The 13299-nt window shown below is 65.4% G+C and carries 14 protein-coding genes; 7 read left to right on the forward strand and 7 right to left on the reverse strand.

What is annotated here, in order from left to right; translation table 11 throughout:
- Positions 1 to 262: 262 nt before the first annotated feature.
- Complete coding sequence (locus AC0L6G_RS04455; RefSeq protein WP_291535301.1) at positions 263 to 1138, reverse strand: universal stress protein; 876 nt, start codon at positions 1136 to 1138, stop codon at positions 263 to 265.
- A gap of 279 nt (positions 1139 to 1417) precedes the next feature.
- On the opposite strand from AC0L6G_RS04455, the gene AC0L6G_RS04460 reads away from it, so the two are divergent.
- A complete protein-coding gene (locus tag AC0L6G_RS04460; RefSeq protein ID WP_291535302.1) occupies positions 1418 to 1636 on the forward strand; it encodes a hypothetical protein in 219 nt (72 codons plus the stop codon).
- A gap of 30 nt (positions 1637 to 1666) precedes the next feature.
- Entirely contained in the window at positions 1667 to 1990 is a 324-nt protein-coding gene (locus tag AC0L6G_RS04465) for an HPF/RaiA family ribosome-associated protein (protein WP_291535304.1), read from the forward strand.
- Positions 1991 to 2145: 155 nt separating this feature from the next.
- On the opposite strand, the gene AC0L6G_RS04470 is transcribed toward AC0L6G_RS04465, so the two are convergent.
- Positions 2146 to 2451: a hypothetical protein gene (locus AC0L6G_RS04470; protein WP_291535305.1), complete on the reverse strand. Its 306-nt coding sequence runs from the start codon at positions 2449 to 2451 to the stop codon at positions 2146 to 2148.
- A 141-nt stretch (positions 2452 to 2592) separates the two neighbouring features.
- Here AC0L6G_RS04470 and AC0L6G_RS04475 point away from each other — a divergent pair, with 141 nt between their 5' ends.
- The 5 genes from AC0L6G_RS04475 to AC0L6G_RS04495 are packed head-to-tail and all read left to right on the forward strand — an operon-like array spanning position 2593 to position 6436.
- Positions 2593 to 3141: a BON domain-containing protein gene (locus tag AC0L6G_RS04475; protein WP_291535307.1), complete on the forward strand. Its 549-nt coding sequence runs from the start codon at positions 2593 to 2595 to the stop codon at positions 3139 to 3141.
- A 60-nt stretch (positions 3142 to 3201) separates the two neighbouring features.
- Positions 3202 to 4260 (forward strand): sensor histidine kinase, encoded by a 1059-nt coding sequence (locus AC0L6G_RS04480; RefSeq protein ID WP_291535309.1) that lies wholly within the window; start codon positions 3202 to 3204, stop codon positions 4258 to 4260.
- A gap of 12 nt (positions 4261 to 4272) precedes the next feature.
- Positions 4273 to 4992 carry an alternative oxidase gene (locus AC0L6G_RS04485; protein WP_291535310.1) on the forward strand — a complete coding sequence of 240 codons (720 nt, stop codon included), beginning with the start codon at positions 4273 to 4275 and terminating at the stop codon, positions 4990 to 4992.
- A gap of 4 nt (positions 4993 to 4996) precedes the next feature.
- Positions 4997 to 5962 carry an L-lactate dehydrogenase gene (locus AC0L6G_RS04490; protein ID WP_291535311.1) on the forward strand — a complete coding sequence of 322 codons (966 nt, stop codon included), beginning with the start codon at positions 4997 to 4999 and terminating at the stop codon, positions 5960 to 5962.
- A 57-nt stretch (positions 5963 to 6019) separates the two neighbouring features.
- A complete protein-coding gene (locus tag AC0L6G_RS04495) occupies positions 6020 to 6436 on the forward strand; it encodes a c-type cytochrome (RefSeq protein WP_291535312.1) in 417 nt (138 codons plus the stop codon).
- Here AC0L6G_RS04495 and AC0L6G_RS04500 read toward each other — a convergent pair.
- The 5 genes from AC0L6G_RS04500 to AC0L6G_RS04520 all read right to left on the reverse strand — a co-directional run bounded on the left by AC0L6G_RS04500 (position 6433) and on the right by AC0L6G_RS04520 (position 13240).
- Entirely contained in the window at positions 6433 to 7101 is a 669-nt protein-coding gene (locus AC0L6G_RS04500) for a YoaK family protein (protein ID WP_291535313.1), read from the reverse strand. The genes AC0L6G_RS04495 and AC0L6G_RS04500 overlap by 4 nt on opposite strands.
- 2 nt (positions 7102 to 7103) lie before the next feature.
- The gene (locus tag AC0L6G_RS04505; protein ID WP_291535315.1) at positions 7104 to 9422 is read right to left on the reverse strand and encodes a glycoside hydrolase family 65 protein; all 2319 of its coding nucleotides are present in this window, start codon (positions 9420 to 9422) and stop codon (positions 7104 to 7106) included.
- Complete coding sequence (locus AC0L6G_RS04510; protein WP_291535316.1) at positions 9419 to 10234, reverse strand: HAD family hydrolase; 816 nt, start codon at positions 10232 to 10234, stop codon at positions 9419 to 9421. Before AC0L6G_RS04510 ends, AC0L6G_RS04505 begins: the two co-directional genes overlap by 4 nt.
- A 13-nt stretch (positions 10235 to 10247) precedes the next feature.
- The gene (locus AC0L6G_RS04515; protein ID WP_291535317.1) at positions 10248 to 12758 is read right to left on the reverse strand and encodes a cation-translocating P-type ATPase; all 2511 of its coding nucleotides are present in this window, start codon (positions 12756 to 12758) and stop codon (positions 10248 to 10250) included.
- A gap of 170 nt (positions 12759 to 12928) precedes the next feature.
- Complete coding sequence (locus tag AC0L6G_RS04520) at positions 12929 to 13240, reverse strand: ArsR/SmtB family transcription factor (protein ID WP_291535319.1); 312 nt, start codon at positions 13238 to 13240, stop codon at positions 12929 to 12931.
- Between the last annotated feature and the right edge of the window lie 59 nt (positions 13241 to 13299).

The raw sequence follows: 13299 nt of genomic DNA on the forward strand, positions 1-13299 counted from the left end.
GCCTTGCCGGCGGGTCGGCTCCGAACCCGGCCCTCCGGCCAGCGCCGCCGCGCCGTCGTCGGCGTCCCCAGCCTTCCGTCGCCTTGACCGCTGACCGGACAGCGGGGTCTGCAGCCTTGCGGCCTGCCGGCATGAGGACCCATGCGGTGCTGCGTCGGCCAGGACGACAGCCTTGCTCAGCTCTGTGATCTTGCCGTCCTGACCCGTTTTCCGCACCAGTAGCGACGCACAGAGCAGTTGCGCCCGATCGGCGAAGCCTCTGTCAGTGCGACAGCATCACCGGCGCCGTCATCGTTGCGCTCAACATGTGCTGCGTTGCGCCGCCCAGAATGAAGTCTCTCACTCTCGAGTGGCCGAAGGCGCCCATCACCAAAAGATCGACGTGGCGTTTCGCGACATAGGTCGACAGGATCTGACCCACGCCTTCACCTTGGGCAGGGACGACCTCGGCGACACCCTTGACGCCATGACCGGCCAGATGACGAAGGACGTCGACGCTCCGGTCGGCATCGACTCCCGGTTTGTCGCCAGCGACCGTCACGACCCGAACTTCGCCGGCCTGCTTCAGGATGGGCATGGCGTCGGCCATCGCCCTTGCTGCGGCGCGGCTGCCGTCCCAGGCGAGCACCACGAGATCAAGGGTCTGCGCACGATCCGGAATAGCGTCGTCAAACACGATCACCGGCTTTCCGGAGTCGAACAGGACAGCGCGTGCGACGTCCTGCTGCCCGTCGTAGGTCCCACCCAAAGGTACGATGCAGAGATCGCGCGTTCGCGCCGCCGAAGCGACATTGCCCGATATGTCGAACAGCTGGGCGCGCGACTGAAGGGTTTCGTACGGGACGCCGGCGGCGCCGGCCGCCGCTGCAAAGGCGATTAGGATTTCGTCGCACTGGCGGCGTGACCGTCCTTCTTCGTCCCGGGCCAGGCCGGTGAGATCGATCAGATAGTCGGCCAGATGATTGCTTCTGACCGGGAACGCCACCTCCGCCACCAGGCCGGTGAGCGTGCCGCCCAGGACCCCCGCAATGGCGATGCCGCGCGCGACCGACTGCGGCGACGCGGGCTCCGGATAGCTGTCGATGTGGAGCAGAATATCCGTCATGGCCATGGGGCAATCCTCGTTGAATGCCGACATTTCCATCATCCAGGGCGACGAGGTCGTTGACCCAGGTCAAAGACTTGAGCGCAATGGCAGAAAGTCTCCGCCAAGCATATCTGCGTCCAAATGCCACGCAGGTCTTTTTGGAACAGTTTCATATGCCGATCCCGTCCTCGCTAGAGAAAGTAGACCGGCTCTCATGACTGTATATTGGACTCCCATGCATTCTTTTTTCATCATGCGAACGTGATCAGCGACTCCGCAACCAATAACGCTCTCGACCGCTAATTTCATAGAACAATCACGGAGAGAATTATGTCGTCGAACCAGACTGAACAGGACGCCGCGCAGGTCGAGATCGCCAAACGGGCGATGGAAATGAAGACAGCTGCGCCGGCGCCCCATCACCCCGCTCCCGACCAGACTTCGAACCCGGGCATGAATGACACGCCCAATACAAAGATCGCGCCCTCCGGCGCCTTTGATGCGGAGGGCCAACGGCCTGTGCTGGAGCGGTCTCGCAAGGTCCGTTGAATTTTGAGTTACATACAGTTGGGAGACACCATGGATATTCAGATCAACACTTCGAACAACCTCGAGGGCCGCAATGCCGTCGTCGAGCATTTGGAAACCGTCGTCCGCGATCGGCTCTCGCGCTTTGAAAACCGCCTGACGCGCGTCGAACTCCACGTCGGGGATGAGAACGGCGACCGAAGCATTGGCGGTGACATCCGATGCCAGATCGAAGCGCGCCCGGCGGGTCGGGATCCGGTGTCGGTCAGCGAGCAGGCCGACACGATTGATCAAGCCGCCAGCGGCGCGCTCGGCAAGCTCGCAACGCTTCTGGATCGGTCGTTCGGAAAACTGACCGACCGAAAAGGTCACTAGGCGCCAAAACCGGTGACCGCCGCGCCGCACTGAAGGGTGCAAGGATCGCGCTGTCGTGAGGCCTGGGGAATCAGGATCATCCTTCAGACGCGCGACCGACGCGAAGAACCGACGACAGGTCCCGGCGCCAAAGGCGCCGGGGTCTGCGTTTGCGGTCACGATTGTGAGAAGCGGATCAAGGCGAAGGTGGCGAGCAGGGCCACGAGTCCACCGGCGACCACGCTGGTCGTAACGGGATAGGCGCGCACAGTCGCCGAAACCTGTTCGCGCGTGGTTGCGGCGGACGAACCTGCCGCCTCGCTTAACTGCTCGGCCGCCCGCGTGATGGCCTCTGCCGAACGTGCGACAGCGTCTTCGGCGTCTGCGCCAGTCTTCTTTGCGGCGTCCTGAAGGTGGTTGGCGGCTTCGTCGGCAAGCGCGTGCAGATCACGGCTCAAGGTCTTCAAGGCGGAATGCGTCATGGCTGACTCCTTTGGATGACGCCCACACTGAAGCCGACCCCACGCTGCAAGTCGGTGATCTGGATCAAGGTGACGACGGGGCGACAGGCCTAGGGTCCGGCCATCGCAGGACACGCTCTTCTCGAGCAGGCCGCTCCGGCGATGGAGGCCATCGTGAGAACCCAAACCTTAAGCACGCTTGTCGGGGCGGCCCTGTCGTCCGAACCGGAGTTGGACGCCGGCGCGATCACGGTGATGAACGACGGCTGCGTGGTCACCCTAGGAGGTTCGGTCGACAGTCTGGCCCAGCGGATCGCCGCCCAAAAGGCTGCGCTTCGAGCCGACGGCGTCCACGGCCTGGCGATGGACATTGAAATCAGACGTCCTGGCGAAGAAGACTTTTCTGACGGCGCGATCGCCAGGGACGCCGTGGACTGTCTCGAACGCGACAAGATCGTCGCAGGGGCGAAGATCCAGGTCATCGTCGATGACGGCATCCTCACCCTCAGCGGGAGAGTGCAACATGCTTGGCAGCGGCTGGCCGCGAGCAGCGCCGTGCACGAAGCGCACGGTCTCCTGGGCGTCATCAACGACATCATCGTCTCGCCCCCCATCGGCGCTTCGCGCAGGCCCGCGCCGTACCCAGGGCGGTCGGCGATCACGCGGGCCTGGCCGGCGCCCGGTGACTACGGCCGGTCGACGACATCTTGAAACCCTATGCCTGGGTCGGAACATCCGGCTGGCGTTATGGCCCCCCGGGAGTGGCCCTCTATGTCCACATCACTTGATCCGCCTCATGACACCGCGTTGAATCTTGCGCTGTCCCTAATCTCCGCCTCGGTCGCGCCTGTCTTGCTGCTCGACGGCGACCTTGCGGTCGTCGCCGCCAGTCAGAGCTTCATGGAGACTTTCAACGTCGGACTCGAAGATATCCCTGGCGCGCGCCTTGCCGATCTTGGCGACGGCGAATGGAATGTGCCGCAGCTCTGGTCGTTGCTCAAGGCCACCGCCTATGGGCAGGCTTCGATCCGCGCTTATGAAATGGACCTCAGGTCGTCGCAAGGCGTGCGTCGCCTCGTCGTGAACGCTCAACGTCTCGACTACGGCGACGGACACGGTGTCCGGCTTTTGCTCTCCATCCAGGACATCACAAACGCGCTTGAGAGAGAGCGCCAGCGAGAGTCTCTCATCCGGCAGAAGGATGATCTCATCCGCGACAAGGCTGTTCTGGTGCAGGAGGTCCAGCACCGAACCGCCAATAGCCTTCAGATCATCGCCAGCGTCCTGATGCAGGGTGTCCGCAAGGTGGGATCGGACGAGAGCCGCGATCATCTGCGAGACGCTCACCAGAGGATCATGTCCGTCGCTGCCGTTCAGCGCCAGCTGGCCGGTTCGGATCTGGGCGACGTGGAGTTGCGCGGCTACTTCACGGACCTGTGCCGTAGCATCGGGGACTCGATGATCCGCGATCACAACCAGCTCAGCCTGAAGGTCACGGTCGATGACAGCATCGCCCCATCGGGGAAGTCTGTCAGCCTGGGCCTGATCGTCACCGAACTGGTGATCAACGCGCTCAAACATGCCTTCCCCAACGATCGCGACGGCGAAATCGATGTCGATTATCGCGCGCAGGGCGACGGCTGGACGCTCATGGTCTGCGACAACGGCGTCGGCCTGCCCGAAGGTCCAGGCACAGCAAAGCCTGGACTCGGCACGGGCATCGTCCAGGCGCTCGCCAACCAACTCGGCGCGGTGATCGACGTGGCGAACGGCAAGCCAGGGCTGCGCGTGTCGATCGTCTGCCCTCCCTCCACCCTCGCCAAGTCCTGAAAGGACGCCCCTATGGTCAACTCCATCCTCTCCCCCGATCACGAGGCGCTGACTGCAGAGCGGAAGGCGGAGCCCTCCATCCACCATATGCCGCACGGGTTCTCGGACCGGTTCGCCCTGGGGTTCACCAAACTCCTTCGGGTCTGCGCCGACACCTTCTTCGCCAAGCGATACGGACACCGGGCCATCGTGTTGGAGACCGTGGCGGCCGTGCCCGGCATGGTGGGAGCGACGATCCAGCACCTCACCTGCCTGCGCCGGATGAAAGACGACGACGGCTGGATCCGCACCTTGATGGAAGAAGCGGAGAACGAGCGCATGCACCTGATGACCTTCATCGAGGTGGCCAAGCCGACGTACTTCGAACGGCTGGTGATACAACTCGCCCAGGCGATCTTCTATGTCGGCTTCTTCCTGCTCTACCTGGTGTCCGCACGCACGGCTCACCGGGTTGTCGGCTATTTCGAGGAGGAGGCGGTGATCAGCTACACCCTCTATCTCAACGAGATCGACGAGGGCCGTTCTCCCAATGTCCCCGCACCAGAGATCGCGATCCATTACTGGAAGATGGCGCCGGATGCGACCTTGCGGGACGTCGTACTCCTCGTCCGGGCTGACGAGGCTCACCATCGCGACGTCAATCACGGCTTCGCCAGCACCTTGAACGGCGAAATCACCGATCGCGCCCAGGCCGCGCCCTACCCTGCCCACGCTGCAGAAATCCGGGCCTGAGCCGATGTCTCTTGCGTCTCCTGTCCCTTCGTTCGGCCGCATCGCGATCATCGGCGCCGGGCACGTCGGTGCGACCGCCGCTTACGCCATCATGCTTCGCGCCCTCGTGCGCGAGATCGTCATCATCGACCAGAACGCCGCCCTGGCCGAAGCCGAGGCGGCGGACATCGCCGACGCCAACGCCCTGGCGCGACCCGCTCGGGTCTGGGCCGGAGACTACGCTGACGCCGCCAGCGCCGGTATCGCCGTCATCACCGCCGGCGGCGCAACGCAAGGGTCGCAGAGCCGGCTTTCCGTAGCGGCCGAAAGCGCAGCCATCGTCAAAGACTGCGTGGGCAGTCTGATGAGGGCGGGCTTCAAAGGCGTCTTGCTCGTCGCGGCGAACCCGGTCGATTTGATGACCCTCGTCGCCGCCGGATGCTGCGGACTTCCTGCGGGGCGGGTCATCGGCACCGGCACTCTTTTGGACACCAGCCGGCTGAAGCAGACGCTGTCGCAAGCGCTCGCCGTCGCTCCGGCGTCGATCGAGGGCCTCGTCCTTGGCGAGCACGGCGACAGCGAAGTCGTTTGCTTTTCGACGGTCCGGATCGGCGGACAGCCCCTCGATCCCTGCGGTGGAGACCAGCCTCGGATCGACAAGGCCTTGATCGCGCGCCAGGTTCGTGACGCTGGCTACGACATCGTCAAGGGAAAGGGGTATACCTCCTACGGCGTGGCGACAGCGATCGTTCGCATTTGCGAAGCGATCATACGCGACGAGCGCGCCGTTTTGCCGGTGTCCACACAGCTCACCGGTCAGTATGGATTTTCTGGGCTCTGCTTGAGTCTGCCCTGCATCATCGGCGCAGAAGGCGTGGAGAAAATCCTCGCCCCCGAACTTGATCCGCATGAGGTGGCCGCGCTGGCGACATCCGCCGAGGTGTTGCGGACAGCCTTTGAATCCCTGTCCGCTTCAGGGCTGATGCCGTGACCCTGCCGTTGACCTGGATCAACGACGGGGTGTCGTAACGCGGGTCAATGTCGGGGTATGTCCCTACTCTCCGCCGCGCGCCACACCGTGGTCCTGGTCACTGCTCTGACCCTGGCCTCGTGCGAGTCCGCCGTTCCCAATCCATCCCAGGGTCCGATGACGACCCAGACTCCATCATTGTCGATCGCCCTGCAAACCGAGGCCGCCTCACGCGGACGCGCCCTGGCGATCATCGGCTGCGCGAGTTGCCACGCCATCGATCCCACCGGATCGAGCGCCTTGGCGTCCGCTCCGCCCTTCCGCGATGTGGTGCGTCGCCGATCGCTTGACGATCTTGAGACAGCCTTCGCCACAGGCCTTGTCACCTCTCACCCCGCCATGCCCGCTTACGTTTTCAGGGCCAGCGAAATTGACGACCTGGTCGCCTATCTGGAGACGCTTCGGTCGCGGCCGATGTCCGAGGCCTCTCGCTAGCTGCGGCGAACCTTTGCTGACGCGGCGCTCTCTTGGGGCCCCATGAAGAGCGTGACTGTCGTCAGGCTTGCCATGACGAACACCGCGCCGACCAGGGCGTTCGGTCCGAACGCGCGATAGGCCAGAGCGCCGATGATCGCCCCGGCCAAAAGCCCGCTCCACAGAAGCAGGAACGGCGCCCAGCCGAACCGGTCGCCGCCCACAAGCGCCGCCGTCAATCGCTTTCCCATCTTCACAAGGGCGCCGGTCATGTAGGTCAAACCGATCCGGACCTCGCCATCTTCCGCAAACACGGTGTTCTCGGCTCCCATGGCGAGCACCATCGGTATCGCCACGAGCAGCCCGGCCCCAAGCCAGTGAAGAACCACGGCCAACGCGAGCAGAATGGTCACCAGGCCTAGCACAGCGGGGCGCCGCCAGATCGTGGCGAGCCGACCGACCAGCGCACCGAGCATTACGCCGATGACGAAGGTCACGAGCAGCAAGGCCGCGAGCCCGGCGTGCGCCGGCTCTTCGACCAGTCCGATCCCAAGCCGGGTGGTGTTGCCGCTCATGAAGGACACGAAGAAGCCCCCCGTGACCAGAAACCCGATCGCATCGACATAGCCGGCGACCGCGGAAAAGGCGGCGGCCAGCGCCCGCGTGCGATTATCGGACTGCAGCACCGCTACGCCGCCGCCAGAGACGGACCGCCGTCCCGGTAAGCAAGAGGCATCCGCTGAAGCTGTCCGGGTTCGAGCCAGTAGCGCGCGTCACCGACATAGGCCGCCATCGCCTCTCCAGTCCTGACGACGATGGAGAGGCTCTGACCGACGGCGTCGATGGCGACCTCAAGCGCGCGCCCCCGCCATTGGAGAGGGATATGCATAGTCGTCCAGTCCGGCGGAAGCTGAGGGCGCAGCCTGATCCCGTCTTCCGTGAAGGAAACACCGGCAAACCCCATGACCGTCGTCATCCACACCCCCCCGAGCGCGGCCATGTGAAGTCCCCCGCCGATCGCCGCCTTGGCGTCGCTGAGGTCAATCGCGGATGTCCGCCGGAAATAGTCAAGCGCCTGACGGGTCCGGCCGAGGCGGGCGGCGGCCAGACCGTGCATTGCAGTGCTGAGCGAGCTGCCATGGCTGCACCGCGGCGCATACCAGGCGAAGTTCGCGGCATCTGCACCATCCGGGAAGGCTTCCGGCAGAAGAACAAGGAGCGCCACGACATCCGCCTGTTTGATGATTTGGGAGGCTGCGGTGCGGTCGCGACCGAGCACGACGTCTATCGGGACGGAGCGTCCTTCATAAGCCTGCAGGTCGATGTCTTCGAGGTTGGAGTAGCCTTCGAACTGTTCGAACAGGCCCGTGTCAGCGTTGAAACCGGTCGAGAGGGCTTCAGCGGCGGCCGGCCAGCTCGCGAACTCGGTATCGGTCAGGCCCAAATCCATCGAAAGCGCGGCCCACCGGTCCGGCCAGTGCTGCCGCAGCAAGTTCGCCACCTCGACGCCGCGCTCGATGTTCCAGCGCGCCATGACGTTCGTGAACGCATTGTCGTCGATGCTCTCATGATATTCGTCCGGGCCGATCACCTCTCGGATGTGCCGGCGCCCGTCTTCTTCGGGGACCGCGCGGCTGACCCAGAACCGAGCGGTCTCCAGCAGGATTTCCGCGCCAGCGTTCAGCAGGAAGGCTTCATCGCGGGTCAGGGTCCAGTACTGCCAGACGGCATAGGCCACATCCGCGCTGATATGCTGTTCCTGGGAACCGCAGAGGATGTCGAACACCTGCCGATCGGGCGCCACGGCCTGGTCCGGCGTGACATCGGCGCCTGTGTCCGCCGATTCCCACGCATAGAGCGCACCGCGCCATCCGAGGCGCGCGGCCTTTTCGCGTGCGCCGTCCAGCGTGTGGAAGCGGTACATCAGCAGCGCGCGCGCCGCCTCGGGCCAGGTGAGGCAATAGAAGGGCAGCAGGAAGATCTCGGTGTCCCAGAAGACGTGGCCCGCATAGTCCTCGCCTGTCAGTCCGCGCGCCGCGACAGAGACGAATTCATTGTCCGGATTGACCGCGCCGTTCAGGTGATAGGCGGCGAATCGCAGCGCCTGTTGCGCCGCCGGGTCGCCCTCGATCTGGACATCACTGGCGCGCCACCGGTGTGACCAGGCGTCTTCGTGTCGCGCCAACACGCCAGACCAGCCGAGACGGACAGCGGCGTCGAGTTCCTGGCGCGCGCGCGCCGCCAAGTCGGTGGAGCCGGCGTCGTCGATTTCCAGAGCGACCAGCCGTGAGAACTCGACGACCTGCCTTGGCGACGTCTGCCAGTTCCACGCCATACTGAGGCCGTTCAAGCCGTCTGCGGACAGGTCGACGTTATCGACGGTCAGGAAGGCGGTGGCGGCCATGGCCAGACCCTTGGCGGAACGATGCGCGCGCCAGACCGCCAGGGCCGGCTCCTCGTGATCGAGCCTCAGCGCCGCGTCGGCCGGCGCCACCAGCGCCTCAAGGCGGACCTCTGAGTCGCCCTGTTCGATCAGGAAGCGGATGCGTTGCAGGCCAATGGCGCGCTGACTGGCCGAGACCAGCCGCATTTCGTGGACTCGAACCGCGACATTGTCGCGGGTGTGACGACACTCGGTGAACAGAGCCCCGCGGCTCATGTCCAGGCTCATCCGATAGGACGGCACGTCGCTGGGCTCGTGGACCATCGGTCCGTCGGGCAACAACAGGCGGACTTGCAGCCAGTCCGGCGCCGGGACGAGCCGTGGCAAGGCGTCAATCGCATCCCCCGTCGCGAACAGGCCGGCCACGGAGGTCCGGGAGGGCGTGATCCACCGTTCCCCGCGCGTGAAAGCGCGCCCGCCCCGCACCCCCATCAGGCCGTTGCTGAGGGTGAAGCGTGATTGTCGGCTGGTCTCGCGAAACGGATCGTAGCCGATGGCGTCGACACGCCATTCCGGATCCGCCGTTGGGTCGAAGGCGGCTGAGGCCGGGGTCGAGGCCGTCATGGGCCGCACCGGTCCAACCGACCCAAGTCCAGGGCCGGAACATCGACCTCGTCGAGGGTTGCAACGACGAGGCCGGCGCCGGCCGTGGCGAGCAGGTCCGTTTCACCGCGGCGGGCCACGCCCAGAGCCTGCATCCGCGCAGCGCGCGCGGCGGCGATTCCGGCCGGGGCGTCCTCAATAACGAAACAGGATGCCGGCGCTGCCTGCATTTCGAGGGCGGCGAGCAGAAAGAGATCTGGGGCGGGCTTTCCACGGGGCACCGCGCGTCCGGACACGTCGGCGTCGAAGAGATCGAACAGGCTGCCGCCGCCGTCGCCAGGGATGGATCGCATCATGGCGGTGGCGTTGCGTGAGGACGATGCCGCGGCCAGACGAAGACCTCGACCTTTCAGGGCCACGGCGAACCGGACAGCATCTGGAAAGGCCACGACGCCGCCGGCGGCGATGAGCTCTTCAAGCCGCGCCTGTTTGCGGATGGCATAGGCCTGCGCCCGCGTCCCGGCATCGGGCACGCCCAATATGGTCAGGGCCGCGAGAGCGCCGTCGAGGCGGGGCTTGCCCGCGACTTCGGTTTGATAGATCTGCGCGGTGAAGCGGCTGGGATCACAAATCCCGTCGAGCGCCTCGCGCCATGCCTGCTCATGCGGCGAGCGTAGGAGGACTCCGTCGACATCAAAGATCGCGCTGGTCAAGCGCGCCGTTGGCGTGGATCGGCCAGCGATCTCATCATCGGGCGGGGTTGAACTCATCGAGGCCATCTCATGGCGCAGATTGTGATCTGTCCGGATCCGTCGCGCCTTGAGCCAGATCAATGACCGATCCTCGTCACGCCCTGGCCGGGCTCACGGGTGGTGCGCGGCTCGCCCGCCAGGCGTGGGTCAGCCAGCGAGTCGGAGCGGCCCAGCCCCCGGTTACGGCGGCCACGCCAAGGGCCATCGCCAGGACCTCCATAGGGGGCGCTTCAAAGCGGAACAGGGTCTCCAAGGGTGGAACAAAGACGCACAGTGTCAGCACCGCCGAAGCCGTCGCCACAATGGCCCAGAAGATGCGGCGATGGGGGTCGAACAAGGGCACGCCAGAAGACGCGGAGTCCGTGAGCGCCAGCACCATGTTCGCCATGGCGAGGGCGACGAACGCCGCCGCCCGCGCTTGGGTCTCGGGGATCTGTTGCAGGGCCCAGAGATAGAAGCTCAGCACGCCGAAGAGGATCACGAGCCCCTGAAGGACGCCGAACGCGATCTGCCTCGGCCCAAACAGAGCGGCGTCGACCTTGCGCGGCGGTTTGCGCATGGCGTCCTTCTCGCTCGGCTCGGCCTCAAAGACGAGCGAGCAGACCGGGTCGATGACCAGTTCGAGGAAGATGACGTGGGCTGGGAAGAGCATGGGAGGCGCGCCGAGCAGGATTGGAAGGAGCGCCAGGCCCGCCAGCGGGACATGGACGGCCACGATGAAGGTCAACGCCTTGCGCAGATTGGCGAAAATCCGCCGGCCAAGCCTGATGCCGCCCACAATCGAGCCGAAGCTGTCGTCAAGCAGGACGATGTCGGCCGCTTCGCGCGCGACGTCGGTGCCCCGCCGGCCCATGGCGATTCCGATATCCGCCGCTTGAAGCGCGGGGGCGTCGTTCACACCGTCGCCGGTCATGGCGACCAGTTCGCCATTGGCGCGGAACGCCTCGACCAGCGCCAGCTTCTGGTCCGGCTGCACCCTCGCAAAGACCCGGATCCTGCGGACGCGATCTTGTAGGGTGCGCCCATCCAACCGGGCGAGATCATCGCCAGTCAGGACCCCCGCCTCGACATCGATCCCCGACTGCCGCGCGATTTCCAACGCTGTCGCCGGATAGTCGCCTGTAATCATGGCCACCGCGATCCCGGCGCGACGGGCCTCCGCGAGGGCGGCCGGGACGTCTGGCCGGACCGGGTCCAGGAACCCGACGAGACCCAGGAAGGCGAACGTCGCCTCCTTTGGGTCTTCAAATGCCGCATCCTTGCCCGAGACGTCGGCGACCGCCAGGACGCGCAGACCCTCAGCGGCCATGACGTCCAGCCCCCGCGCAATCGGGGCGGTCTGTTCGGGTGTCAGGCGGCAGAGGGCGAAGATGGCTTCAGGCGCGCCCTTGGCCGCCGCAATCAGGCCGCCGTCCTGCAGACGCCACTGCTGGACCACGGCCATGCGACCGCTTTTTAACGGCCAAGCCCCCGTGAGACGCGCTCCGTCTGAAACCACCGGGCAAAGAGCGCGGATGGCCCTATCCATGGGATCCGTCGGGGTGACTGCGCTGGCGCGGCCCGCCGCCGCCAGGATCAACTGAGCCCCTTGCGTGGGCTGGGCTGAGCGCAGGTCGCTGATCCCGTCCCGATGCCAGATCTGCGTCAGCGACATGCGGTTTTCCGTCAGGGTGCCGGTCTTGTCGACGCACAGGATCGTCGCCCCGCCCAAGGTCTCGATCACCGCGCCGCGTCGCACCAGAACGCGGTGCTGCGCGAGCCGCCAAGCGCCCAGCGCCATGAAGACGGAGAGCACCATCGGGAACTCCTCGGGGATGAGCGAGATGGCGACCGTGATCCCGGCGAGCACGGCCTGAATCCAGTCGCTTCTTAGAACACCGTAGGCGACGGTCACCGTGCCGCTCAGGGCGACCGCGAGGAGCCCGAACACCGCGACAAGCCGCCGTGTCGATTTCTGGAGGGGCGTCGCACCGGTTCGAATGGTCGCCAGCGACGCGCCAATCTTGCCCAAGGCTGTCCGGGGTCCGGTCTCAAGGACCTTCATAACCGCTTGCCCGCTGGCGATCAGGGTGCCGGCGAACAGTCGATCGTCACACGCAGGGCCGTCCAGGTCCGTGCGCGCTGTCGCCTTGGCGATCGGCGCCGATTCTCCGGTGAGCGCGGACTCATCGACGCTCAGCACATCGCCGTCCACGAGGCGACCATCCGCAGGGATGCGCTGGCCTTCGCCAATCAGAATGATGTCGCCTGGGACGAGCCCGTTGACGGGCGCGACCCTCTCTATCCCGTCCCTGATCAGCCTCACGCTCGGCTCCGCGAGGTCGCGCAGCGCTTTCAGGGCGCGTTGGCTGCGGGCCTCCTGCACCACAACGAGACCAACCGTCGCAGCAGCCGCCAAGGTCAGAAAAAGCCCCTCCCCCAGGTTGCCGATGAGGAGGTAGAGGACGGAAGCGGCCACCAGCAGCAAAAACATCGGCTCACGCAGGGTGCCGGCCAGGATCCGGCCCACCCCGCGTGAGCGGACCGGGGCGAGCGCATTGGGTCCAGACGTCCGAAGGCGCGCGAGCGCCTCGGTCTCGCTCAGGCCCTGCCATACGGTTTGCACGTCATCGTCTCCGGCGCGCCTTCTTTGGCGGCGTTCGGATCCTAGGCCAGGCCGACTCCGGCGCCTTGATGCAGGTCAAGCCTCAAGCCGCTCCAAAGGACCCTGGACCTCCGGAGCGCGCGCTCTCGGGACAGCCCCGCCCGCACCGTCAGGCTCACCCGGACACCCTCTCAGGGGCAGTACATCTCGGCAAGGACGGCGATCACCCGCAGAACAGAAGGCTCGGCGATGCGGTAGAATATTGTTGTGCCGTTCCGCCGTGTGGCGACGAGCCCCTCTTCGCGCAGTTTCGCCAGGTGCTGGGACAGGGCTGATTGGGACAGGCCGAGAACGGGCATCATCTGGCTGACGGCCAACTCCTGCTCGCCCAGCTGGCATAGGATCATCAGCCGCTTCTCGTTGGAGAGCGCCCGGAGCAGACCCGCCGCGTCTGCGGCGCTGGCTTGAAGGCGGGCGAGATCAGCATTTTCGAAGTCGGGCACAGCGTCACAACATTTATGTTTGCTAAATTAGCCTATACTAATATATAGGGCTTTCCCAG

Source organism: Brevundimonas sp. D3-1P (assembly GCF_055809335.1).